The 20948-nt window shown below is 64.3% G+C and carries 26 protein-coding genes, 2 tRNA genes and 1 pseudogene; 20 read left to right on the top strand and 9 right to left on the bottom strand.

Annotation, left to right across the window (positions count from 1 at the left end):
- Nucleotides 1-58: 58 nt before the first annotated feature.
- Nucleotides 59-1057 carry a phosphatidylserine/phosphatidylglycerophosphate/cardiolipin synthase family protein gene (locus KBY93_RS13335; RefSeq protein WP_255094916.1) on the bottom strand — a complete coding sequence of 333 codons (999 nt, stop codon included), beginning with the start codon at nt 1055-1057 and terminating at the stop codon, nt 59-61.
- Nucleotides 1058-1070: 13 nt separating this feature from the next.
- On the opposite strand from KBY93_RS13335, the gene minD reads away from it, so the two are divergent.
- The 4 genes from minD to KBY93_RS13315 all read left to right on the top strand — a co-directional run bounded on the left by minD (nt 1071) and on the right by KBY93_RS13315 (nt 2602).
- Nucleotides 1071-1925 (top strand): septum site-determining protein MinD, encoded by an 855-nt coding sequence (gene minD, locus KBY93_RS13330; RefSeq protein ID WP_255094921.1) that lies wholly within the window; start codon nt 1071-1073, stop codon nt 1923-1925.
- Nucleotides 1926-1931: 6 nt separating this feature from the next.
- Complete coding sequence (gene minE, locus KBY93_RS13325) at nt 1932-2237, top strand: cell division topological specificity factor MinE (RefSeq protein WP_255094915.1); 306 nt, start codon at nt 1932-1934, stop codon at nt 2235-2237.
- A gap of 80 nt (nt 2238-2317) precedes the next feature.
- Nucleotides 2318-2518, top strand: a complete 201-nt coding sequence (locus KBY93_RS13320; protein ID WP_255094914.1) for a response regulator transcription factor — start codon at nt 2318-2320, stop codon at nt 2516-2518.
- Nucleotides 2519-2530: 12 nt separating this feature from the next.
- Nucleotides 2531-2602 (top strand) — tRNA-Thr (locus KBY93_RS13315).
- Between the two features lie 109 nt (nt 2603-2711).
- Here the strand turns inward: KBY93_RS13315 and KBY93_RS13310 are convergent.
- The 5 genes from KBY93_RS13310 to KBY93_RS13290 form a co-directional block, all read right to left on the bottom strand.
- Complete coding sequence (locus KBY93_RS13310) at nt 2712-2870, bottom strand: hypothetical protein (protein WP_255094913.1); 159 nt, start codon at nt 2868-2870, stop codon at nt 2712-2714.
- A 7-nt stretch (nt 2871-2877) separates the two neighbouring features.
- On the bottom strand, nt 2878-3519 hold the full coding sequence (locus tag KBY93_RS13305; RefSeq protein ID WP_255094912.1) for an L-threonylcarbamoyladenylate synthase: 642 nt from the start codon (nt 3517-3519) through the stop codon (nt 2878-2880).
- The gene (prmC, locus tag KBY93_RS13300) at nt 3519-4523 is read right to left on the bottom strand and encodes a peptide chain release factor N(5)-glutamine methyltransferase (protein WP_255094911.1); all 1005 of its coding nucleotides are present in this window, start codon (nt 4521-4523) and stop codon (nt 3519-3521) included. The genes KBY93_RS13305 and prmC overlap by 1 nt, the downstream gene beginning before the upstream one ends.
- Before the next feature lie 9 nt (nt 4524-4532).
- The gene (locus KBY93_RS13295) at nt 4533-5750 is read right to left on the bottom strand and encodes a DNA-processing protein DprA (RefSeq protein ID WP_255094910.1); all 1218 of its coding nucleotides are present in this window, start codon (nt 5748-5750) and stop codon (nt 4533-4535) included.
- A 94-nt stretch (nt 5751-5844) separates the two neighbouring features.
- The gene (locus KBY93_RS13290; RefSeq protein WP_255094909.1) at nt 5845-6297 is read right to left on the bottom strand and encodes an acyl-CoA thioesterase; all 453 of its coding nucleotides are present in this window, start codon (nt 6295-6297) and stop codon (nt 5845-5847) included.
- Nucleotides 6298-6368: 71 nt separating this feature from the next.
- On the opposite strand from KBY93_RS13290, the gene KBY93_RS13285 reads away from it, so the two are divergent.
- On the top strand, nt 6369-7217 hold the full coding sequence (locus KBY93_RS13285) for a universal stress protein (RefSeq protein ID WP_255094908.1): 849 nt from the start codon (nt 6369-6371) through the stop codon (nt 7215-7217).
- Between the two features lie 171 nt (nt 7218-7388).
- On the opposite strand, the gene psbM is transcribed toward KBY93_RS13285, so the two are convergent.
- Both psbM and KBY93_RS13275 read right to left on the bottom strand, forming a co-directional pair.
- Nucleotides 7389-7496, bottom strand: coding sequence for a photosystem II reaction center protein PsbM (psbM, locus tag KBY93_RS13280; RefSeq protein ID WP_094555031.1), 108 nt, complete (start codon nt 7494-7496; stop codon nt 7389-7391).
- A gap of 42 nt (nt 7497-7538) precedes the next feature.
- On the bottom strand, nt 7539-8012 hold the full coding sequence (locus KBY93_RS13275; protein WP_255094907.1) for a 2Fe-2S iron-sulfur cluster-binding protein: 474 nt from the start codon (nt 8010-8012) through the stop codon (nt 7539-7541).
- A gap of 237 nt (nt 8013-8249) precedes the next feature.
- Between KBY93_RS13275 and psbB the strand changes: the two genes are divergently transcribed.
- The 12 genes from psbB (at nt 8250) to KBY93_RS13215 (ending at nt 18468) form a co-directional block, all read left to right on the top strand.
- A complete protein-coding gene (gene psbB, locus KBY93_RS13270; protein WP_094555033.1) occupies nt 8250-9809 on the top strand; it encodes a photosystem II chlorophyll-binding protein CP47 in 1560 nt (519 codons plus the stop codon).
- A gap of 24 nt (nt 9810-9833) precedes the next feature.
- The gene (locus tag KBY93_RS13265) at nt 9834-9929 is read left to right on the top strand and encodes a photosystem II reaction center protein T (RefSeq protein WP_006042122.1); all 96 of its coding nucleotides are present in this window, start codon (nt 9834-9836) and stop codon (nt 9927-9929) included.
- Nucleotides 9930-10148: 219 nt separating this feature from the next.
- Nucleotides 10149-10649: a transcriptional regulator NrdR gene (nrdR, locus tag KBY93_RS13260; protein WP_255094906.1), complete on the top strand. Its 501-nt coding sequence runs from the start codon at nt 10149-10151 to the stop codon at nt 10647-10649.
- Between the two features lie 106 nt (nt 10650-10755).
- A complete protein-coding gene (locus KBY93_RS13255; protein ID WP_255094905.1) occupies nt 10756-11841 on the top strand; it encodes a 30S ribosomal protein S1 in 1086 nt (361 codons plus the stop codon).
- A gap of 32 nt (nt 11842-11873) precedes the next feature.
- Nucleotides 11874-12743 (top strand): HAD family hydrolase, encoded by an 870-nt coding sequence (locus KBY93_RS13250; RefSeq protein ID WP_255094904.1) that lies wholly within the window; start codon nt 11874-11876, stop codon nt 12741-12743.
- Nucleotides 12718-13980, top strand: coding sequence for a methionine adenosyltransferase (metK, locus tag KBY93_RS13245; protein WP_255094903.1), 1263 nt, complete (start codon nt 12718-12720; stop codon nt 13978-13980). The genes KBY93_RS13250 and metK overlap by 26 nt, the downstream gene beginning before the upstream one ends.
- 7 nt (nt 13981-13987) lie before the next feature.
- Complete coding sequence (locus tag KBY93_RS13240) at nt 13988-15289, top strand: FGGY-family carbohydrate kinase (RefSeq protein ID WP_255094902.1); 1302 nt, start codon at nt 13988-13990, stop codon at nt 15287-15289.
- A 203-nt stretch (nt 15290-15492) separates the two neighbouring features.
- Nucleotides 15493-15759: a DUF2470 domain-containing protein gene (locus KBY93_RS13235; protein ID WP_255094901.1), complete on the top strand. Its 267-nt coding sequence runs from the start codon at nt 15493-15495 to the stop codon at nt 15757-15759.
- Nucleotides 15760-16505: 746 nt separating this feature from the next.
- A tRNA-Phe gene (locus tag KBY93_RS13230) sits at nt 16506-16578 on the top strand.
- 79 nt (nt 16579-16657) lie between these two features.
- Nucleotides 16658-16894 carry a hypothetical protein gene (locus KBY93_RS13225; RefSeq protein WP_255094900.1) on the top strand — a complete coding sequence of 79 codons (237 nt, stop codon included), beginning with the start codon at nt 16658-16660 and terminating at the stop codon, nt 16892-16894.
- A 37-nt stretch (nt 16895-16931) separates the two neighbouring features.
- Nucleotides 16932-17537, top strand: a complete 606-nt coding sequence (locus KBY93_RS13220; RefSeq protein ID WP_255094899.1) for a chromophore lyase CpcT/CpeT — start codon at nt 16932-16934, stop codon at nt 17535-17537.
- Between the two features lie 163 nt (nt 17538-17700).
- Complete coding sequence (locus KBY93_RS13215) at nt 17701-18468, top strand: phycobilisome rod-core linker polypeptide (RefSeq protein ID WP_255094898.1); 768 nt, start codon at nt 17701-17703, stop codon at nt 18466-18468.
- Between the two features lie 43 nt (nt 18469-18511).
- Here the strand turns inward: KBY93_RS13215 and KBY93_RS13210 are convergent, their stop codons facing one another.
- Nucleotides 18512-18934: a hypothetical protein gene (locus KBY93_RS13210; protein ID WP_255094897.1), complete on the bottom strand. Its 423-nt coding sequence runs from the start codon at nt 18932-18934 to the stop codon at nt 18512-18514.
- 230 nt (nt 18935-19164) lie between these two features.
- Between KBY93_RS13210 and KBY93_RS13205 the strand changes: the two genes are divergently transcribed.
- The 3 genes and pseudogenes from KBY93_RS13205 to KBY93_RS13195 form a co-directional block, all read left to right on the top strand.
- On the top strand, nt 19165-20010 hold the full coding sequence (locus KBY93_RS13205) for a phycobilisome rod-core linker polypeptide (protein WP_255094896.1): 846 nt from the start codon (nt 19165-19167) through the stop codon (nt 20008-20010).
- A 32-nt stretch (nt 20011-20042) separates the two neighbouring features.
- The gene (locus KBY93_RS13200; protein WP_255094895.1) at nt 20043-20264 is read left to right on the top strand and encodes a phycobilisome linker polypeptide; all 222 of its coding nucleotides are present in this window, start codon (nt 20043-20045) and stop codon (nt 20262-20264) included.
- A gap of 581 nt (nt 20265-20845) precedes the next feature.
- A pseudogene (locus KBY93_RS13195) lies at nt 20846-20948 on the top strand (phycocyanin subunit beta); the annotation flags it as partial.

Genomic DNA, 20948 nt, shown 5'->3' with positions numbered 1-20948 from the left:
GCTCAGCAGAAGCAGCAGGCCAAAAGGAATCAGCAGGTTGCCTGACAGAACAGTCCAGTCATTCGTGCACGAAATGGGGATATGGAGGGCGTTCACCCTTCTCGTGCTGACTGGGATCGAGGGGATCGGGCGCACGGTAGTTCCTGGCCAGGTCCCAGTCGTGCTGAAAGGCGTCCTTGAGGCGTGCCACCACCTGGGGGACGTCGGTTTCGATGCCGAGCTCCCGCCTGAGGTCGAAGGCGCTGCGATCGATGCTCATCGAACCGAGGAGGGCGGAGACCCCATCCACCAGGATCAGCTTGGCGTGAAGCTGGAGATGCTTCTGGCGTCGCACCTTCACCCCGAAGCGCTCCATCAGACGCAGCGAGGCGAGGGTCTCTGAGATATCCCAGTCGCTGATGCCGTGCTTGCCACCACAGAGCACGCGCACCTTCACGCCCCGTTCGCGGGCCGAGATGATCCGATCGAGAATCACAGCGTCCGCGAACTTGGGGTGCTGGATCCAGAGGGTGCGTTCAGCGGAGTCCACCAGGCGCGCCATCTGCCGGCGGCTGTGAAAACTGCTCCAGACCAGGCCTACGCCCAGATCCGGCTCAAAAAAAGAACGGTGCCAGTCGGCCTCGAAGCCTGCGCGCACCTGCTCCACCACGGGAGCTGAGGCACTCAGGACCGCGTAGTCGCGGGTTTCACTGAAGGATTGATCGGAAAAGTCAAAGGTGGCGATCAGGGCCAGTTGGTTGTCCACCACCATCGATGTCTCGTGGGTCACCGGGAAGGAGTCGCTAGTCCACGACACCTCCAGACCCGACGACTGCAGCCTGCCGAAGGCCTGATCGTTCCAGCGGACACCCCCTGAAGCGCAGGGATTGAGCATCACCCGCACAGCCACACCTCGAGCATGGGCCCTCAGCAGCGCTTCCTGCAGATCCTCGGACTCGAGCTTGAACAGCTTGAGACGCAGCTCCTCGCGGGCCTGATCGATCAGATCGACCACCGCCTCGATGCCGTCCTCGGGCATCACCAAAGACCGTTGCTGGAAGGCGGGGTCCTTATCCATGGGCTGGCCGGCAATGGGGGCCATAATCTGGGGCACGTCTGGCAAACACGTGACGAGCGCACAGAACCGAACGATTCTGATCTGTTCCGGCAAAGGTGGCGTCGGCAAAACCACGCTCACGGCCAATCTGGGCATCGCCCTGGCCAAGCAGGGAGCCCGCACCGCCGTGCTTGATGCCGACTTCGGCCTGCGCAACCTTGATCTGTTGCTTGGTCTGGAGAACCGGATCGTGTACACGGCTCAGGAGGTGCTCTCCGGCAGTTGCCGTTTGGAGCAGGCTCTGGTTAAGCACAAGCAGGAGCCCAACCTCTCCCTGCTGCCGGCCGGCAACCCACGCATGCTCGAGTGGCTGACGCCCGACGACATGAAAAAAATCGCGGGTCTGCTGGCCGAGCAGTTCGACTACGTGCTGATTGATTGCCCAGCTGGAATCGAGGACGGCTTCAAGAACGCCGCCGCCGCCTGCCGCGAAGCCATCGTGGTGACCACACCGGAGGTGTCGGCCGTGCGTGACGCCGATCGGGTGATCGGTCTGCTGCAGACCCGCGAGATCGAGCCGATTCAACTGGTGCTCAACCGGGTGCGACCCCGGATGATGGCCAACCAGGAGATGCTCTCGGTAAGCGATGTCACTGACATCCTGGCCCTGCCGCTGCTGGGCCTGGTGCTGGAAGACGACCAGGTGATCATCTCCACCAATCGGGGTGAGCCGCTCACGCTCAACGGCACCCGTTCACCGGCAGGTCAGGCCTACACCAACGTGGCCCGCCGGCTGCGTGGCGAAGAGGTGCCCCTGGCCGACCCCACCAAGGAGGGCCAGGGCCTGCGAGCCAAGCTGGGCCGCCTGATGCACACCAAAATCTTCTGAGCCGCGATGACCTTGCGCGATTTCATCGACAAGCTGCTCGGTCGTCAGCCGGCCAGTGCGGGCATGGCCCGCGAAAGGCTGCAACTGGTGCTGGCCCACGACCGCAGCGACCTCAACCCCGAACTGCTGGAGCAGATGCGCCGGGAAATTCTCGAAGTCGTTTCCCGGTACGTGGAGATTGACCTGGAGGAGGGGGACGTGAGCCTCGAAACTGAGGACCGCGTCACCGCGCTGGTGGCCAACCTGCCGATCAAGCGGGCCCGGCCCAATCCACTGCCCCCCGGCGCCGATCCCTCGATGGCCACCGTCTGAGGCCAGACAACTCATCATCCCCAGGGGACAAAGACGGAACGGGTGGGAATCCTCAGAACCGGACCGTTGAACCTTGACCCATGTCCCTGGTGGATCTGTCTCCCACCCCGGCCGAGCAACGGGTGCTGGGTTGGCTGGTGCACGGCCTGAGCAATAAAGCGATCGCAGCGGAATTGGTGCTGAGCCCCAGGACCGTTGAGAGCCACGTGTCAAGCCTGCTGGCCAAGGCGGGCTGCAGCAATCGTTCCCAGCTGCTGCTGTGGGCGCGGGGCGAGCGATAAGCTCAGCGCCGTGCCGGCTTAGCTCAGTGGTAGAGCAGCGCTTTTGTAAAGCGAAGGCCATCGGTTCAAATCCGTTAGCCGGCTTGCTGTCAACCCCTCAATCCCCTCCCCAGCCCCATTTGATCAAGGTTCTGATCCTGGTGTTGGTGTTGGTATTGGTGATCAGTGGCCTGATTGAAGACCGCAGCCCGAATCATGTCCGGCGACCAGCCAGCAGAAAGCCCACCAGCACCAGGCCAGCCCAGCCCCAACCATGCAATCCCGCCTCCGGGGTTGCCCAGGTCAACCAGGGCTCGATCAAGGTGTGGGACAAACCGAGGGTGACCAAAACACCCAGCACAAGCCAGAGCATCGCGACCTCAGTTGTGGAAAAGATCCAGATCCGGCATCACAGCACCGGAGCGCAGCACTTGCCAGGCTCCAGCCTGGCTCCAGGCGAGCACCGTGCTGCCCTGTCCTGACGGTTGGGGCCAGGGCAACGGAGCCAGCCTTGGCACCTGGGGGAACATGGCCGCAGCCTCGGCAGCCGTGAGGCACGGGAGGTCGCCGGAGCGATTGGCGCTGGTGGTGGCCAGGGGACCAGTGCGGCTGAGCAGCTCGCGGGCCCGCTCGCAGGCCGGAATGCGCAGGCCAAGCCTGGCGTCGGCAGCCTCCACTCCGGGCTGCAGGGCGCCTACCACCGCGCCCCGGGCGGGCAGCACCAGGGTGAGGGCACCGGGCCAGCAGCGCTCAGCCAGCGCCAGCCATTGGGGGTGCGGCGGCAGCTCCAGCGCAGCGAACAACGTCTCAGGCTCCGCCCCCATCAGGATCAGTGGCTTGCTGCTCGGACGCGCCTTGAGCGCCCAGATCTGCCCGGCGGCTGCCGGCAGAGCCGCCAGAGCCGGCAGTGTATCGGTGGGGAAAATCGCCGGACCGCCCGCGAGAATCCATTCAGCCAGGGGGGCTACAGACAGGGCCTGAGCCAGGCCTGGCTTGGCTGGTGGCTGGGAAGAGCGAACCATCACGGCAGAAGGGACTCTCCGGATTCGAATCCTGCTGGACAAGCCCCAGGCATGGGCCTCCGGGCCTGAGCGAAGCGCCACCGCCCCTCCAGGTCGTGGTGGGCGGTCACCTCCACCAGCCCGCTGGAGAGAAGCAGCTCAGCCACGGCATCGCTCTGATCGTGGTGGTGCTCCAGCAGCAACCAGCCGCCTGGGGCAAGGGCCTCCCAGGCTCCTCTGACCAGGGCTCGGATCGCTTGGAGTCCATCCGGTCCTCCGTCGAGAGCCAGGCGAGGTTCATGCTCGCGCACCACTGGCTCGAGCCCCTCGAGAACCGCCGTGGGGATGTAGGGGGGATTGCTCACGACCAGGTCAAGCCCACCCCAGTGGGGGCGTAGGGGCTCCCACCACTGGCCGAGATGAAGCTTGACCCGATCCAGGAAACCGGCCTCCTCGAGATTGATCGCGGCCTGGGCCAGGGCCAGGGAAGAGCAGTCGACCGCCAGACCCTGTGCCCGGGGCAGGGCCTGGGCCAGCGCCAGCGCCAGGCAGCCGGATCCGGTGCCGAGATCTGCCCAGGTCAGTGGCCTGTGGACCGGGCTCGGCAGGGCCTCAGCCAGAGCGAAAGCCAGATCCGCCAGCACTTCGGTCTCCTGGCGGGGAATGAGCACGGCAGGGGACACCGCCAGGGAGAACTCCCGCCAGGGACAGACCCCCACCAGGTACTGAAGCGGGGTATGGCACTCGAGATGCTGCCGCCAGTGGCCGGTGAGTTCGCCCAGCCCGGTATGCAACCGCACGGACGAAGCGGGATCGAGCCAGACCCGCTGCAACTGCGTCCAGCGCAGCCCGGCGCCGAGGTCGAGCAGCCAGTCGAGGTCGGCTGCACGGCCCCCTTCAGCTAGCCGCTGCCGCCGCCAGGCCAGAAGATCGGCGCCCAGGATCAGTTGGCCTGTTGCTGCTGGCGCTGGGCTGGCAAGAGCCTGGTGCGGCGAGACGCTGGGGAAGGGCCTGGAGGCAGACATCACCCAAACCTAGGCAAGGGCCCCTGAGGCAGGACGCCAGCGAAGACCCGCCTCGGCACGGACATGACCCGTCAGCTCAAGATGCAGCAGCTGGGTGGCCAGTTCAGCCGCAGACCGATCCAAAGCCAGGGCCAGCTGCTCCAGCGAGGCCCCCTGTCCCAGGGCGGCCAGCAGAGCCTGATCCAGTGCGCAAGGGGGTGAGGTGAGCGAGGTTGTGCCCGCCAAGGTGTTGGAGGCCTCAGGGCGGCCCAGGGGGCCGGCGCCCAGCTGGGCGATCAGATCCGAGGCTGCCAACAGCGGACTCGCCCCCTGGGCCAGAAGGCGATTGCTACCCAGGGCGGAGCGCTTGCCGGCATCGGCGGGAACCACCCAAAGCGGCAGCCCCTGCTCCCAGGCCAGGGCGGCGGAGTGAAGCGCTCCACTGGACTCTGGGCACTCCACCACCACGACCGCCTGGGCCAGAGCCACCTGAAGGCGATTGCGTGCGGCGAAATGGCCTCGCCGCACGGGAGTGCCCCGCGGATGCTCGCTCACCAGCAGGCCATGACGGGCCACGGCCTCTTGAAGATCGTGATGATGGCGGGGATAGACGCGATCGAGCGGGGTGCCGAGCACACCGATGGGCCGTCCGCCGCGCTCCAGGCAACCGCGATGCACCGCGGCGTCGATACCCTCCGCCAGGCCACTCACCACGGGCCAGCCTGCCTCTGCCAGGGCGGCGCCCAGCGCTTCAGCCATGGCCAGCCCATGTGGTGAGGGTCGGCGGGTCCCGACCACCGCAATCGCCTGGCGCCGCCGCAGGGGAGCCCAGAGGGATCCCCTGCCAGTCCAGTGCAGGGCCATTGGCGGCCGCTGCAGCTGATTCAGGGAGGCGGGCCGGGAGGGGTCACCCGGCACGAGCACCCGCCTTGGAGCCTGGGAGGGCCAGCCTCCCGCTCCGAGCGGATCCGGACCCCAGCATTGACGGTGAACCTCGATGCTGGCGAGCACGCCTGGCCCGAATCCGCTCAGAGCGGCCAGCTCGGTGCTGCTGGCCGTCCAGGCCTGCGCCAGCCCACCACAGGACCGATCCAGCTCGCCCAGGCGGCGCCAGCCCAGACCAGGACAGATGCTCCAGAGCAGCCACCATTGGCGCTGCTCAGCCCAGCGCTTGCTGGAACCAGGAGCGAGGCCAGAGGGGAACCGACAGGGGCAATCCGAAGGGCCTGGAAAGGAAGCACTGGCCAAGCCAGCTGGAGCGGTGGCAGCTCCTCCCCACAAGCCACGCGCGACGGACAGCGACAGCAACTCGCCCATGGCCTTGCCTTTCAGTACATCCGTACTAGCACGATTTGCCGGGTCCGTCGATCAGCCGCTGCAGCGCCAGCTCCAGCTCCGGCGGATAGCGGCGCATCAGCTGAAGGCCCGCTCCCTGGCGCCGCACCAGCGCAAGTTCCACCCGGGCTTCTGCTGCCAGCAGCTCGCCGCTGAGCATGAAGCGACTGATCCAGGGCAGCCGCAGTCCACGACGGGGCTGGGCCTGACTGCGCAGCTCCACCAGCTGACCATGGCCCACAGCCTGGCGGTAGTCGACCTGCAGGGTCAGCACCGGCAGCTCAAGTCCCCGGGCCGAGAGGGTGGCGTAGGGGAGCCCCGCCGCTGCGAGGGCCTCCACCCTGGCCTCCTCCAGCCAGGCGAGATAGGCACCGTGCCACATCACTCCCCCGTGATCGGTGTGCTGAGGCAGAACCCGTCGCCGCAACAGCCAGCTTGGTTGCTCGTTTTGCCACTCCATTACAGCCTCTCCCGCCAGGGCCCGACCAGACTGATACCGGCCATAGGCTGCCGGAGAGCCAAGGCAGCCTCGTGTTTCGCAACCTGCTGATCGCCGATTCCGGCAAGGGCCACGTTGAAGAAATGGTGCGCATGCTGCGCGAGCTCCCGGCGTTCCGCCAGGCACGGCTCAACCTGCTGCACGTGGTGCCGGAGCAGGCAGGCGACGATTTTCAGGAGCATTGGCAGAAGGCCGCCGGCATCGTGGCCGACGCCATCAAGCGCCTCGGCCTGGATCCCGCCGATGTGAACGCCATCATCCGCCAGGGCGATACCAAGCAGACCGTGCTCAAGGTGGCTGACGAGCTTGATGCCGATCTGATTCTGATGGGGTCGAGAGGGCTGGGACGGCTGCAGTCGATCCTGGCCAACAGCTCCAGCCAATACGTCTTTCAGCTCTCGACTCGTCCGATGCTGCTGGTACGTGACGACCTCTACGTGCGCCATGTGAACCGGCTGCTGGTGACCCTCGACGGCACGGGTGTGGGCGACGACGCCCTACGGATCGCCTGCGAACTGGTTCGGGAGATCCCCGGAGGCACCCTGACAGGCGTTCACATCTCCCGCCAGGACATCCAGCCCAGCCGCGGCGGCAAGACCCCCGCCGACCTGGTGATCGAGAAAGCTGTTCAGCGGGCCCGCGCCCTCGGAGTTGAACTGAAGGGGGTCCATGGCACCGGCGATGTTGGGCGCGGCGTCTGTGCCATGGCTGAAGAGATCAAAGCCGACCTGCTGGTGATCGCCTCCCAGGACCGCAGGCCTCTGGTCGCCAAGAACCTGGTCGACATTGACCGACTGCTGGGCAGCTCAGTGAGCGATTACATCCGAGTGCATGCACCAGCACCTGTGCTGCTGGTTCGGGAGCCCGAATCAGGCCGCTGAGCCAAGTGAAGGCATCGCTGACACCAATGCACTGGGAACCGAGACCATTGCAGTTAACTGGCTCGGTTTAATCGCGGCAATGCCCACAACCGTGAATCACGGTTGTGGGCAACTCCTCATCATGAGTAACAGTCCGGTGATCGGAGCGCTTGAAAGCTGATCAAGATCCGGTCAACCTTGCTCGCGGCTGTTGGTCTGAATGTAGAGAACGATCAGGAAGACCGCCGGAACCAGCACGAACATGAGGCTGGCCACAAAACCCAGGTCATTGGTTTCCATGGGAGCTTTCGAGCGGGTTGAGAATGGCGTGTGGCGACCGTATCACCCACCGACCGGGCCTTCCTCCGACGCTTCACCGGCCGTAGCGGTTGACTCCATTCCCGTAGGTTCGGCCGCGGCTGGCTCTTCGGTTGCCGGCCAGGCTGTGGGCCCGGCCGGCAAGGGTTCTGCCCGGGCGGCCGCCAGCCGCACCTCACGATCGGAGAGGCCCGCCTGGGGCCTTGTGAGCACCACCAGCGAGCGCTGCACCAGGGCCTGACAGGCAAGCCGCCAGCCTTCGGGGCGTCGGCGCAGCTTGCGATCCTCCACGGAGGTGCGCGGCGTCAGCGCGCCCGGCGACGCTTCTGCCACCACATCGACAAAGCAGGTGATGCACTGACCGCAACCACCGCAATTGCCGAGCTGCCCCTTGAGCCCGTAGAGCTCCAACCTCTCACGCAGAGCCACCTCACGCAGGTTTTCGCCGGGGTAGCACTCCACATCACGGCCCTCGCGGACGAAGCGGATCACAGGCATCAGAAACAGTCGCGGGAGCCCCCATTCTGAGCCCCGCAAGTTGCGTTTTGTAAACAGCTCACCACCTAAACCACCGGATACGGCACTACGGCTCGTTTCAGCTCAACGACAACACTCCCGCAGGCCTGGAGAACCCCTTACGATCCCCAACACGGAACGATCCTTTTTGATCGTCCACTGGTTGTGATGGCGTCATGTCGTCACAGGCAGCTGTTAGTTACCCCGGACCTGACCCCCATGGGATTGCCCTGGTATCGGGTGCACACGGTCGTGATCAACGACCCGGGCCGCTTGCTGGCCGTGCACCTCATGCACACCGCTTTGGTCGCCGGCTGGGCCGGCTCCATGGCGCTTTATGAGCTCGCCATTTTTGATCCATCCGACCCGGTGCTCAACCCCATGTGGCGCCAGGGCATGTTCGTCATGCCGTTCATGGCCCGCCTGGGTGTGACAGGCAGCTGGGGCGGTTGGAGCATCACCGGAGAAACCGGCGTCGACCCGGGCTTCTGGAGTTTCGAAGGCGTGGCAGCCGCCCACATCATCTTCAGTGGCCTGCTCTTCCTGGCCGCCATCTGGCACTGGACCTACTGGGATCTTGAGATCTGGCAGGACCCCCGCACGGGTGAACCAGCCCTGGATCTTCCCAAGATCTTTGGCATCCACCTGCTGCTCGCCGGGCTTGGTTGCTTCGGTTTCGGCGCCTTCCACCTCACCGGAGTCTTCGGTCCGGGGATGTGGATCTCCGATCCCTACGGTCTCACCGGACACATCGAGAAAGTGCAGCCCTCCTGGGGGCCGGAAGGGTTCAACCCCTTCAACCCGGGAGGCATCGTTGCCCACCACATCGCCGCAGGCATCGTGGGCATCATCGCCGGCATCTTCCACATCACCACCCGCCCACCAGAGCGCCTCTACAAGGCTCTGAGGATGGGCAACATCGAAACAGTGCTTGCCAGCGCCATCGCTGCAGTGTTCTTTGCCGCCTTCATCGTGGCCGGAACAATGTGGTATGGCTCAGCGGCCACACCGGTAGAGCTGTTCGGCCCGACCCGCTACCAGTGGGACCAGGGCTACTTCCGCACCGAGATCAATCGCCGGGTCCAGACAGCCCTCGAGAACGGCTCCAGTGCCGAAGAGGCTTATGGCGCCATCCCTGAGAAGTTGGCTTTCTTTGATTACGTCGGCAACAGTCCGGCCAAGGGTGGTCTATTCCGGGTCGGCCCCATGGTGAACGGCGACGGCCTTCCCACCAGCTGGCTGGGCCACATCAGCTTCACCGACAAGGACGGCCGCAACCTTCAGGTGCGCCGCCTGCCCAACTTCTTCGAAAACTTCCCAGTAGTTCTCGAAGACGATCAGGGCATTGTTCGGGCTGACATTCCCTTCCGTCGCGCCGAAGCCCGCTATTCCTTTGAGCAGACTGGCGTGACAGCCACCATCTACGGTGGTGCTCTCAACGGCCAGACCTACACCGACCCTGCTGCGGTCAAGAAACTGGCCCGAAAGGCCCAGCTTGGTGAGGCTTTCGAATTTGACCGCGAGACCTACCACTCAGACGGCACTTTCCGCAGTTCACCCCGCGGCTGGTTCACCTTCGGCCATGCCACTTTCGCCCTCCTCTTCTTCTTCGGGCACATCTGGCACGGCGCCCGCACCCTGTACCGGGATGTGTTCGCCGGCATCGACCCCGACCTTGGAGAACAGGTGGAATTCGGTCTGTTCCAGAAGCTGGGAGACCGCAGCACCCGCCGTCTCCCCGAGGGTTACATCCCACCGGCTGGCACCAAGCTCAGCTGATCGCCCCCACTCAGGAGATTCTCGATGGAGAGCTTCGCTTACATCCTCATTCTCACCCTGGCGATCGCCACCCTCTTCTTTGCGATCGCCTTCCGCGATCCTCCGAAGATCGGCAAGTGAGATCAAAGGCTCACAGGAGCCTTTGAGCCATCAAGCCCCCGCCCCGGCGGGGGCTTTTTTCATGCCGGGAGCCATCACCAACCAACCCGCTCCAGCGAGAACGTTGCTACATGGGCTACGACAGCAGATACACCGGTGCAGCTGTGAGCACTCCTCACTTCTCAATCGGAGCTCTACTGACTACACTTCCACTAACCAAACCGCGTGGGTCGCCAAGGGATGCAATGTCCCTCCTGCCAACACACCGATAGCCGGGTGCTGGAATCCCGATCCGCTGACGCTGGCCGCAGTGTTCGGCGGCGACGTGAGTGCCTCCACTGCGACTTTCGCTTCACTACCTATGAACGGGTGGAAACCGTGCCGATCACAGTGATCAAGCGCACCGGCACCCGAGAGATCTTCAGCCGCAACAAACTTCTGCACGGCCTGGTGCGAGCCTGCGAAAAAACCGGTCTTGAGCCAGCACGGCTCGAATCCGTGGTCGACGACATTGAGTTGCAACTGCAGCAGCAGCGCCATGGCCGCGAGGTGAGCAGTGCTGAGATCGGTGAACTGGTCTTGCAGCAACTCAGCGAGATCAGCGAGGTTGCCTACGTGCGCTTTGCTTCTGTCTACAGGCAGTTTCAGGGCATCAGTGACTTCGTCGCCACCCTCGAAGGCCTCAGCCGTCGGTCGTCTTCCCCTCAGCGCCCCGATGGCGCGCTTGCCGCCGTGCGTTGAGCCCCGAAGTGGGTGGATTTGTATGATGGTGGATTGCGTGCGTCTGTCGGCGGGCAGGCACGCACGCACATCCTTCATTCTGCCGTGGGCAGACCGCCACCCTTCCATGACAGTGACCCCTTCCGAGATCAGCAGCACCGAGGTCGAACTGGATCCGACAGGCGAAGCCTTGACAGATCTCGATCCGACAGACGAAACCTCGGCTGATCTGAACCTCGACATTCCGGAAGAGGTCCCCACAGCCGACGATCCCAGCAGCCGCGTCGCCAGTCGCGACACCGACGGCGCCGGCTTCACGCTGGAGGAGTTCGCCTCCCTGCTGAGTAAGTACGACTACAACTTCAAGCCCGGTGACGTGGTGAACGGCACCGTGTTCGCCATGGAGCCCAAGGGCGCCATGATCGACATCGGAGCCAAGACCGCAGCCTTCATGCCCCTGCAGGAGGTCTCGATCAACCGGGTCGAGGCCCTCAGCGACGTGCTGCAGCCGGGCGAGGTCCGTGAGTTCTTCATCATGAGTGAGGAGAACGAGGACGGCCAGCTTTCACTCTCGATCCGCCGCATCGAGTACCAACGGGCCTGGGAGCGGGTGCGGCAGCTTCAGAAGGAAGACGCCACCATCTACTCCGAGGTGTTCGCCACAAACCGCGGCGGCGCCCTGGTGCGGGTCGAAGGCCTGCGTGGCTTCATCCCCGGCAGCCACATCAGCACCCGCAAGCCCAAGGAAGACCTCGTCGCTGATTTTCTCCCCCTCAAGTTCCTTGAGGTGGACGAGGAGCGCAACCGCCTGGTGCTCAGCCATCGCCGCGCCCTGGTGGAGCGCAAGATGAATCGTCTGGAAGTGGGCGAAGTGGTGATCGGCACCGTCCGCGGCATCAAGCCCTACGGAGCCTTCATCGACATCGGCGGGGTCAGCGGTCTGCTGCACATCTCCGAGATCAGCCACGAACACATCGAGACACCCCACACGGTGCTCAATGTGAACGACCAGATGAAGGTGATGATCATCGACCTCGACGCCGAGCGGGGACGCATCTCCCTCTCCACCAAAGCTCTCGAGCCGGAACCAGGGGACATGCTCACCGATCCCCAGAAGGTGTTCGACAAGGCCGAGGAAATGGCCGCCCGCTACAAGCAGATGCTGCTTGAGCAGGCCGAGGAGAACGAGCCGATGGGCGTCACGCTCGACTGAGCGCCATAACCTGGGACGCCTGCACCGATCCGATGGTTCAACTGTTCCTGCGTGGTCAGCCCCTCGGATCGGTTGAAGCCATCCTTTTCGACAAGGACGGCACCCTCAGCCTGAGTGAACCAGGCCTCCTGGCCCTGAGCCGCGCCCGTCTAAAGGCCTGCCTTGAGCATGTTCCTGAAGCCCACCGCTGCCAGTTTCAGGACCTGCTTGAGCGGGCTTATGGCTTGGTGGGCGATCAGCTCAACCCGGCCGGCACCACCGCAGTGGCGAGTCGTACCCACAATCTGATCTCCACAGCCACCGCCTTCTGTCAGGTGGGCCTTGGTTGGCCGGAAGCTCTGGATCACAGCGAAGCCGTGTTCACTGCCATCGATCGTGAGCAGCTCCAGAGCGACGGGGATCGTCCGGGCGAGCCCCCGCTGGCACCGCTCTGCCAGGGAGTGGCCCCTCTGCTGCTGGAGCTTCACCGCTCAGGGGTGCAGCTGGCGGTGATCAGCAACGACGACAGCGAGGGAATCCACCGGTTCCTGGGTGGCCACGGGCTGGCTGAGCTGTTCCAGGAGATCTGGAGCGCCGACATGCAACCTGCCAAGCCGGATCCGGCGGCAGTGCATGGAGTCTGCTCCAGGCTTGGGGTCAGCCCTTCCGCCTGTGCCCTGATCGGGGATGCCGGCAGTGATCTGCGCATGGCCGAGCGGGCAGGGGTGGGCTTGGCCCTGGGCTACAGCGCCGGCTGGAGCAGCAGGCCGCCGCTGCCGGAGCACCTGCCGCGCCTGGATCATTGGCACGAGCTGCAGGTGGCTGGTTCATCTGGGATGCACCCATCACCAGAGCCGGGCGATAAGCTCGGCCAGCCAGAAGTCGCTGCAAGCCTGGATGAGCCGCTACGTCTTCACATCTGAGTCAGTCACCGAGGGCCATCCCGACAAGATCTGTGATCAGATCAGCGATGCCGTTCTCGATGCACTGCTGAACGCCGACCCCGCCAGCCGGGTGGCCTGCGAAACGGTGGTCAACACCGGTCTCTGCCTGGTCACCGGCGAGGTGAGCACCACGGCCCGCGTCGACATCACCAGCCTGGTGCGGGGCGTAATCGAAACGATCGGCTACAGCGGCGCCAAAGCCGGTGGCTTCGATGCCAACAGCTGTGCCGTGCTCACCGCCCTCGACCAGCAGTCGCCCGACATTGCCCAGGGCGTGAATGAGGCCGACGACCATGACGGCGACCCCCTCGACCTGGTGGGTGCTGGTGACCAGGGCATCATGTTCGGCTTCGCCTGCGACGAAACCCCGGAATTAATGCCATTGCCGATCAGCCTGGCCCACCGGCTGGCACGCCGGCTGGCCCAGGTGCGGCACGACAACACCCTTCCGTACCTGCTGCCGGATGGGAAGACCCAGGTCAGCGTCGTTTACGAGAACGATCGGCCGGTGGCGATCGACACCCTGCTGATCTCCACCCAGCACATGGCCGAGATCGACGGAATCAGTGATGAGGCGGGCCTGCGCCAGCGCATCGCCGATGACCTCTGGACCCATGTGGTGATCCCAGCCACCGCCGATCTGCCGCTGCAACCCGAGCGCGCTGCGGTTCGCTTTCTGGTCAATCCCACCGGCAAGTTCGTGGTGGGTGGCCCCCAGGGTGATGCGGGCCTGACCGGGCGCAAGATCATCGTCGATACCTATGGCGGAACGGCGCGCCACGGCGGTGGAGCCTTCTCCGGCAAGGATCCCACCAAAGTCGACCGTTCCGCGGCCTACGCCGCCCGCCACGTGGCCAAGAGCCTGGTGGCCGCTGGTCTCGCCCGGCGCGTGGAAGTGCAGCTCAGCTATGCGATCGGCGTTGCCAAGCCCGTGAGCATCCTGGTGCAGAGCTCCGGCACAGGCAAAATCAGCGACGACGACCTCACTGCTCTGGTGCAGGAACACTTTGACCTGCGCCCCGGCGCGATCATCGAGACCTTCGGCCTGCGCGATCTCCCCCGTCAGCGGGGCGGCCGTTTTTACCAGGATGTGGCTGCCTACGGCCACTTTGGCCGTCCCGACCTGAATCTTCCCTGGGAGGACGTGGGTGAGGCCGCCGCCCGGCTGCAGCAAGCCACCGCCGATCGGGTTCCCGTGGGCCAGACAGCCGCCTGAGCCCCCCATGGCCAGTCGCCGGGGCGGCGCCTTGATCTGCCCCCTGGCAGCGGGGGTGGACCTGGGCAGCAGCGGCATCCGCCTGGCGGTGATCGACGCTGAAGAGAAGGTACTGGCCGAGCGGGCCACTGCCTATCCCAGCAGCTTTGACGATCCAAACGGCTGGCGGCAGGGGCTCATCACTCTGGTGCGGGACCTTCCCATCCAGCTCAGGCATCAACTGGGCGCCATCAGCCTCGATGGCACCTCCGGCACCCTGCTGGCCTGCCGCTCCGATGGCACACCCCTGGGGCCCGCCCTGGCCTACAGCCTCGCCTGTCCTGAGCAGGCTGAGCTTCTGGCGGCTCTGGTTCCTGCCGGCTGCGCTGCCGCCAGCGTGAGCGGCAGCCTGGCCAGAGCCCTGCGATTACTTGGCCCGCTCACGGGGGAGGCGTCGGCTGTGGGGGGCGCGGCGACCGCAGATCTGCTGCTGCGCCACCAGGCCGACTGGCTGATGGGCTGGTTGCTGGGCGACTGGCGCTGGGGCGAGGAAGGCAACAACCTGCGGCTGGGCTGGGACCTCAGACAGCAGCACTGGACGGGAGACCTGGCCCGGCAACCCTGGGCGGCAGCGTTGCCCGAGGTGGTTGCCAGCGGCTTGGCGCTGGGGCCACTGGCTCCAGGCTCTGCCTCTGCGCTGGGGTTGCCGGGCTCCTGCCTGGTGGTGGCCGGCAGCACCGATGCCAACGCCGCCGTACTGGCGGCCGATCCCACTCCTGGTGAAGGAGTCACGGTGCTGGGCACCACCCTGGTGCTGAAACAGTTCGTCGCAGACCCGATCGAAGCCCCAGGGATCAGCTGCCATCGGCTGGGGGGACGCTGGCTGGTGGGCGGTGCCTCCAACGCCGGCGGCGGAGTGCTGCGCCAGTTCTTCAGCGATGCCGAGCTGGAGCGGCTCAGCCGTCAGATCGATACCTCCAGGCCGAGCGGGCTGCACTACAGGCCCCTGCCATTGAGGGGAGAGCGCTTCCCCCACGACGACCCTGATCTGCTGCCGATCCTGGAGCCCCGGCCCGTGAGCGATGCGCTGTTCCTGCAGGGGCTGCTGGAAGGGCTGGCCCGGATCGAGGCCCAGGGATGGGCGCGCCTCGCTCAGTTGGGTGCACCTGGGCTGCGGCGGGTGATCAGCCTGGGGGGCGGGGCCCGCAATCCCCAGTGGCGTCAGCTACGACAACAGGCGATCGGCCTGCCGGTGTTCAGCCGTCCGGGCCTGACGCCGGCCGTGGGTATGGCACGGTTGGCCAACCGCGTCCTGAAGGGGCCGCACTAAACGCCGAAGATGGAAGCCTGATCCCTCTGCCAAGAGCCCATGAACGAACGACTGCGAACCGTGATCTCAATGGCTCTGTTCGTGATCCTGGCCGGCTACGTCAGTTTCAGTGCCATCAGGCTGGGGTTGCTGCTCTGGCAGCGGTTCGCCCTTGTCTGAGCCAGTTCTCAGCCACAATCAGCCCTGACCCTTGCCCTGCAGCCATGGCCAGCGATCCCCTCACCGAAGCCGTCAGCGATCGGATCTGCCGCCACATGAACAAAGACCATGGCGAGGCGGTGCTGGCCTACGCCCGCAACTATGGCGGGGCGCAGCAGGCCAGCACCGCCCGCATGCTGCGTGTGAGCCCGGAGGCGATGGACCTGGAGGTGGATGGCGCCAACCTCTCGGTGCCCTTCGATCACGTGCTCAACGACAGCGAAGACGCCCATCGCACACTGGTGGCGATGCTCAAGGCCTTGCCCGAGTAATGAGCTGGGAACACTGAACGGCAACGTTGCACTCCTCCCAGGAGATCGCCGTCATGGTCCAGACCCTGTTGAGAGGATGCCTCGAGCTGATCACCCAGGCCACCTGTCCGCTCTGCGGCCGACCGGCCGAGCCTGAACGAGGCAGGGGGCGTGCACAACCGCAGCCTTGCCACGTCTGCCGCGAATCTCTGGATCTCGAGACCCAGACAGGATTGTGTGGTCTTGAGCCCATCCCCTGGTGGGCCCTGGGCTCCTATCAAGGTGCGCTGCGCAGCCTTCTGCTGCGCCAGCGGCGCAAGCCCAGTAACCAGGCGATCCCCTGCCTGGCCAGTTCCCTGGCCGCGACCCTGCCGGCACCGCTTCGGGAGTTGAGCGTCGTGGCGATCCCCAGCTGGAAACAACGGGCCAACCCCCTGCCACTGCTGATCTGTCAGGGGCTGGGCCTGCCCCGCCTGGCTCCCCTGGAGCGCAGCCGGGCCACGCTGGGTCAGCACCATCTCAACCGCCGGTTGCGGGCGCTCAACCAGGAAGGGGCCTTCCGGGTCGTCCCAGACGGAGTCTCCCGCAGCCGTCGTTCCAGGCAGGGTCTGCTGTTGGTGGATGACATTCTCACCACAGGAGCCACAGCCATGGCCGCCGCCGCTGCCCTTGAAGAGGCCGGCTACCCGGTGATTGGGCTGCTCTGCCTGGCCCGGACTCCTGCTCCGGGCCGTGATCTAAGATCCTGCGGTGCTGCCAAGCGGCCGGCCGGGATAGCTCAGTTGGTAGAGCAGGCGACTGAAAATCGCCGTGTCCCCAGTTCAAATCTGGGTCCTGGCACTCTTTTTTAAAGCCCTTGTTGAAGGGTTTAGCCCATCACTTTGGTGGGCGAACCTCCAAGCTGCCTTGCTCTGAAGTGATGCGAACCCCTCCCGAGCGACCCGCGAACCAACAGTTCAGCAATGCCGACAGCTACGGAATGGCCTTCGATGAGGCCTGGGGAAGGATCGGCAGCCTCGATCCCGCCGATTCAGGCGCCCGTGAAGCCGCCCTCCAAGGCGTGATCAGCGCCTTGAGCGATCACCCCTTCGCCCTGAGCCAACCGGAGCTGGTGCGCCAGGTCGCGGAATTTCGCCTGCGCCTGCTCCAGCGCTGAGGGCGCTGAGGTAGGCCGGCCCCATAGGATTTGCCCTATGACCAGCTCCCTGACGCGCCTGGTCCGGATGCTGAGCGCTGGGTTCAGCAATCAGGACCAGGCTTTCGAGAACCCCCCCCTCTACGCCCACATCCTGGTGCGCTTTCGGCCGCTTCCGCAGCTGGATCCAGGCTCCCTGCTGCTGGAGCAGTCATACGCCTTCGCACCCGGCCAGCCTTACCGCATCCGGGTACTGCGTGCTGAGAGCGCCACAGATGGCAGCCTGCGAATTCACAATCACGCCATCCACGACGAGCGTCGGTTCTGGGGAGCTGTGGAGGATCCTGAGCGCATGGCGCAGATCCAAACGGAGGATCTGCGCCTGCTCGACGGTTGCACCTATGTGGTGCAACCGAAGGGTGAGGGCTTCGTCGGGGAGGTCGAACCCGGCTGCCGTTGCCTGGTGGAACGCAAGGGAGCCAAGGCCTACCTCGTGAGCAGCTTCGAAATCGACGGCACGTCGATGCGCACGATCGACAGGGGGCACGACCCATCAACCCATGACCAGCTCTGGGGATCCCTGGCGGGGCCGTTTGAATTCCAGCGCACAGACGACTTCAGCGCTGAGATTCCCATCGCCTGGCTGGAGAGCTGGAGGCCCTGATCCAGTCCCGATCAGGGCTCGATCAAGCTGGTGCGCAACAAAAGATAATGAAGCTAGTCAAATAAATTGGTCAGTTATAGTAAAGCTCTATGAGGTCTTTTGTCACTAGGGGTTTGTGCTCAACAGAGGTGCCTATGTTCATCGCCCATTCCTCTGGCACTCCATGGCTCTGCCCCTGATCGAACTCAATCCCATCGCCCTCAATGCCCGCGTCACCAGCTTGGCGGTGGGTAGTGAAGAAGAGCCGCGGCGGACACCGGAAGGGGTGCTCCGCAGCCCCCAGGCCATGGATGAACTGATCGAGAGGGCCTACCGTCAGATCTTCTTCCATGCGTTCAAAGCCGACAGGGAACCGGGGCTTGAGTCCAGGTTGCGCCGCGGTCAGATCAGCACCAAGCAGTTCATACGAGGCCTGCTCCTTTCAGATAAGTTCCGCAGAGATTTCTACCGTTGCAACAGCAACTACGCAGTCGTAGAGCAGGTGGTTGGCCGTGTTCTCGGCAGGCCCGTGCATGGCGAGCGCGAGAGGATAGCCTTCTCGATTCTGATTGCCACCGAAGGAATGCAGAGTTTCGTCGATGCCCTGCTCGACTCGCCTGAATATCTCGACACCTTCGGCGAGGATGAAGTTCCTTACCAGCGCTCGCGCGTCCTCCCCGGCCGCAGCCTGGGGGAGAAGCCCTTCAACCAGCAGGCTCCGCGCTATTCCTCCTATTGGCGCGACATCAGTGCATCCCGCGCCCCTGCCGGCCCGTTCAGCGCTGGCGCACAACTGGAGCGGGGACTGCGCTCCCCTGCCTGGGTCGACGGTCAGCCGCCGAAGCTGGCTCAGACCATCTGGCTGGGGCTTGCGGCCATCGGCGGCGTGGAACTGCTGCGCATCCTGATCACCACCGCGGCCGCGATGCTCAAAACGGGCTCACTCGGCTGAAGCCTCAGATCCAGGTGGAGCAGACCTGAGCCGATGTCCTGATTTAAGCGCTCAGCTCATCCATGAAGGGCTGCTCCCCCTCGTCTGGGAACACCGTTTCCGAGCTGTCCCCGTACTCGTTCTCTGGGGCAGGATCGGCGGCGACGCCAAGCACACGCAAGGGCCTTACCAGGCCTCCAGCAGGGGCCATGCCTTCTGAAGCCTGGCGATGAGCAGGCTGATCCAGCAGGGTTTCCAGCCTCATCAGGCGATCATCGGTCTGCTCCAGAAGGTCGAGAACAGCGGCTGAATCGACACCATCCCGGCCTGATCGATCCAGCAACCGGAACTGTTGATCTTCCAAGAGGAGCAGACGATCCTCCATCTCCAGGAGGCGCAAAGTGAGAGTTTCAGTGAGCTCACCGAGAGCATTGAGCTGAACGCTGAAGCGCAGGGGCCAAGCCTCGGAATCAGGTGTCGTTGTCATCGTTGTCATGGGTCATGCAGTGACCGCGATGGCCGGATGGTATCGGCCTCAGCAGCGGGCGCCAGGGGAGCGAGTTTGTAACGATTCTGAAAAGCGCCGGTGAGAGCGTAACGGCCCCCATAGGATCCGGCTGCAGACAGCATCGTCGGGAACGTTGTGGCCTGTGTCCAGCACCGCCTCGACAGCCCCCGACCTCCTACGTCTCCCTTCTCTTCCCGGCCTGCACGCCCATGACACTCGTCAACGCTGCCTACCTGGGCATCGATCGCTTCGCGAACGTCCGCGACAAGGACAATTGGTCGAACGCTACCGAAGCCGACATCGCAGGATTGATTCGCTCGGTCTACCAGCAAGTTCTCGGTTACCAGTATGTGATGAAGAGCGAGCGGCTGGAGGGCCCTGAATCGCTGTTCCGCCGGGGATACCTGAGTGTGCGCGAGTTCGTGCGCCAAGTGGCCAAGAGCAACCTTTACAGGCAGCGCTTCTTCGAGAACAGCAATCCCTATCGCTTCATCGAACTGAACCACAAGCATCTTCTCGGTCGGGCGCCCCAGAACAAGGCTGAGATGCTGCACCACTTCACGATTCTACAAAACGAAGGCTTCGACGCTGAAATCGATTCCTACATCGACAGCGCCGAGTACCAGGATCGGTTCGGCGAAGAGCAGGTTCCTTATCTGCACGGCTGGAACTATTCCATCGGCCAGCAGGGGCTCCAGTTCTCCTACATGCTGCAGCTGACCCGTGGTGCTGCGGCTTCGATCAAGGGCGATATCGCCAAGAATCAGTCGCGACTGAATCCCTCGGTGCACAAGGAGGCACCGATTCCCGTGGTCAGCCCCAACGCCAAGGGCTCCGCTTTCCGTTCGGTCAACTCCGATGGTGTCACCCGTATGGGAGTGGGCGCCGGCGAGCAGGGCCGCACTTACCGGGTCGAGATTTCCGGCTTCAACAACTATCGCCTGCACAAGCGCAGCAACCGGGTGCGGTTCATCCCGTTTGCCAAGCTGCTCGATTACCAGCGGCAGATCCAGCGCGAAGGCGGCCGCATCGCCAGCGTCAGCCCGGTCAACTGATTCCTCCCCATCCCCGTCGTTCCCCATCCGCCATGAAGGTCTCTGCAGGCACCCGCGGCAGCAGCTTCAGCAGCAACCGCCAAGTCACGATCCAGGTCACTGGGCTGGCCAACAACGACTACGTGCGTAGCTCAGATTGCACCATGCAGGTGCCCTACACCCGCATGAATGAAACCATGCGACTCGTACATCGCCTGGGCGGCACCATTACCGGCGTGAGTGTCAGCGGCTCCGGCGACAGCTCCGGAGCCTGAAGGTGATTCGGCTTTACGTCTGAGTCAGGCTCGTCAAATCCACCAGGATCATTTACAGCCAACACCACCACTGAGTAGCCCCCCTTGAGGGGGCTTTTTCATGGGTCCGATCACCCCCTTGCAAAATCCCTGGGCCAAGTCAGGAAAGAACATGATGGCCCCTGTCGTGCCCTCCCGATGGGAGCCGGCCTCAGCTAAGGCCATTGACCCGGGGAACCGGGACGGGCTAAACAACGAACCAACCTCGGGTTTTTACTGTTCATATTTCTACATAACGGGCGGAGCAGGGCCCAGCGGCGGGGCCGTGGGCTCCTGCCAAGGCAGCAAAGAGCTTGCGAGCCAACACTGTTGCCCCCGGGATGACCATTTGTGAATGATCGAGCGAGCCGACGGGGCCAGGGATAAAAATACTCAAGCCAAGTCGAGCCACGTCTGGCCAGCGGTCGGTCCAGCCGACCAGCCGGATTCATCCGGTCCATGCGAGATGTCTTCGTACTCGGCACGCGAGTTCGCCTTTGGCGCTCTCGTTATTGATCACCCAACTCCCGACCCCCACCCGTCGAGAACAGGAGCTTTTTTACATGTTCGACGCCTTCACCAAGGTCGTTGCTCAGGCTGATGCCCGCGGCGAATTCCTCAGCTCTGCCCAGATCGACGCCCTGGCGTCGATCGTTGCAGACAGCA

The organism is Synechococcus sp. J7-Johnson (genome assembly GCF_024345795.1).
Lineage (GTDB): Bacteria > Cyanobacteriota > Cyanobacteriia > PCC-6307 > Cyanobiaceae > Regnicoccus_A.
Note: the sequence above shows the minus strand (reverse complement) of the source record. Positions and strands in the feature narration are given on the sequence as shown.

Excerpts from the sequence above, each read along its gene's own strand:
- nrdR (WP_255094906.1), top strand. The coding sequence starts at position 10,149 with ATGCAATGTCCCTCCTGCCAACACACCGATAGCCGGGTGCTGGAATCC.
- KBY93_RS13235 (WP_255094901.1), top strand. The coding sequence starts at position 15,493 with ATGGCCAGCGATCCCCTCACCGAAGCCGTCAGCGATCGGATCTGCCGC.
- KBY93_RS13250 (WP_255094904.1), top strand. The coding sequence starts at position 11,874 with ATGGTTCAACTGTTCCTGCGTGGTCAGCCCCTCGGATCGGTTGAAGCC.
- psbM (WP_094555031.1), bottom strand. The coding sequence starts at position 7,496 with ATGGAAACCAATGACCTGGGTTTTGTGGCCAGCCTCATGTTCGTGCTG.
- KBY93_RS13275 (WP_255094907.1), bottom strand. The coding sequence starts at position 8,012 with ATGCCTGTGATCCGCTTCGTCCGCGAGGGCCGTGATGTGGAGTGCTAC.
- KBY93_RS13220 (WP_255094899.1), top strand. The coding sequence starts at position 16,932 with ATGACCAGCTCCCTGACGCGCCTGGTCCGGATGCTGAGCGCTGGGTTC.
- KBY93_RS13210 (WP_255094897.1), bottom strand. The coding sequence starts at position 18,934 with ATGACAACGACACCTGATTCCGAGGCTTGGCCCCTGCGCTTCAGCGTT.
- KBY93_RS13225 (WP_255094900.1), top strand. The coding sequence starts at position 16,658 with ATGCGAACCCCTCCCGAGCGACCCGCGAACCAACAGTTCAGCAATGCC.
- psbB (WP_094555033.1), top strand. The coding sequence starts at position 8,250 with ATGGGATTGCCCTGGTATCGGGTGCACACGGTCGTGATCAACGACCCG.
- KBY93_RS13200 (WP_255094895.1), top strand. The coding sequence starts at position 20,043 with ATGAAGGTCTCTGCAGGCACCCGCGGCAGCAGCTTCAGCAGCAACCGC.
- minE (WP_255094915.1), top strand. The coding sequence starts at position 1,932 with ATGACCTTGCGCGATTTCATCGACAAGCTGCTCGGTCGTCAGCCGGCC.
- KBY93_RS13310 (WP_255094913.1), bottom strand. The coding sequence starts at position 2,870 with ATGCTCTGGCTTGTGCTGGGTGTTTTGGTCACCCTCGGTTTGTCCCAC.
- minD (WP_255094921.1), top strand. The coding sequence starts at position 1,071 with ATGGGGGCCATAATCTGGGGCACGTCTGGCAAACACGTGACGAGCGCA.
- prmC (WP_255094911.1), bottom strand. The coding sequence starts at position 4,523 with ATGTCTGCCTCCAGGCCCTTCCCCAGCGTCTCGCCGCACCAGGCTCTT.
- KBY93_RS13255 (WP_255094905.1), top strand. The coding sequence starts at position 10,756 with ATGACAGTGACCCCTTCCGAGATCAGCAGCACCGAGGTCGAACTGGAT.
- KBY93_RS13240 (WP_255094902.1), top strand. The coding sequence starts at position 13,988 with ATGGCCAGTCGCCGGGGCGGCGCCTTGATCTGCCCCCTGGCAGCGGGG.
- KBY93_RS13320 (WP_255094914.1), top strand. The coding sequence starts at position 2,318 with ATGTCCCTGGTGGATCTGTCTCCCACCCCGGCCGAGCAACGGGTGCTG.
- KBY93_RS13290 (WP_255094909.1), bottom strand. The coding sequence starts at position 6,297 with ATGGAGTGGCAAAACGAGCAACCAAGCTGGCTGTTGCGGCGACGGGTT.
- KBY93_RS13335 (WP_255094916.1), bottom strand. The coding sequence starts at position 1,057 with ATGGATAAGGACCCCGCCTTCCAGCAACGGTCTTTGGTGATGCCCGAG.
- metK (WP_255094903.1), top strand. The coding sequence starts at position 12,718 with ATGAGCCGCTACGTCTTCACATCTGAGTCAGTCACCGAGGGCCATCCC.
- KBY93_RS13265 (WP_006042122.1), top strand. The coding sequence starts at position 9,834 with ATGGAGAGCTTCGCTTACATCCTCATTCTCACCCTGGCGATCGCCACC.
- KBY93_RS13215 (WP_255094898.1), top strand. The coding sequence starts at position 17,701 with ATGGCTCTGCCCCTGATCGAACTCAATCCCATCGCCCTCAATGCCCGC.
- KBY93_RS13305 (WP_255094912.1), bottom strand. The coding sequence starts at position 3,519 with ATGGTTCGCTCTTCCCAGCCACCAGCCAAGCCAGGCCTGGCTCAGGCC.
- KBY93_RS13205 (WP_255094896.1), top strand. The coding sequence starts at position 19,165 with ATGACACTCGTCAACGCTGCCTACCTGGGCATCGATCGCTTCGCGAAC.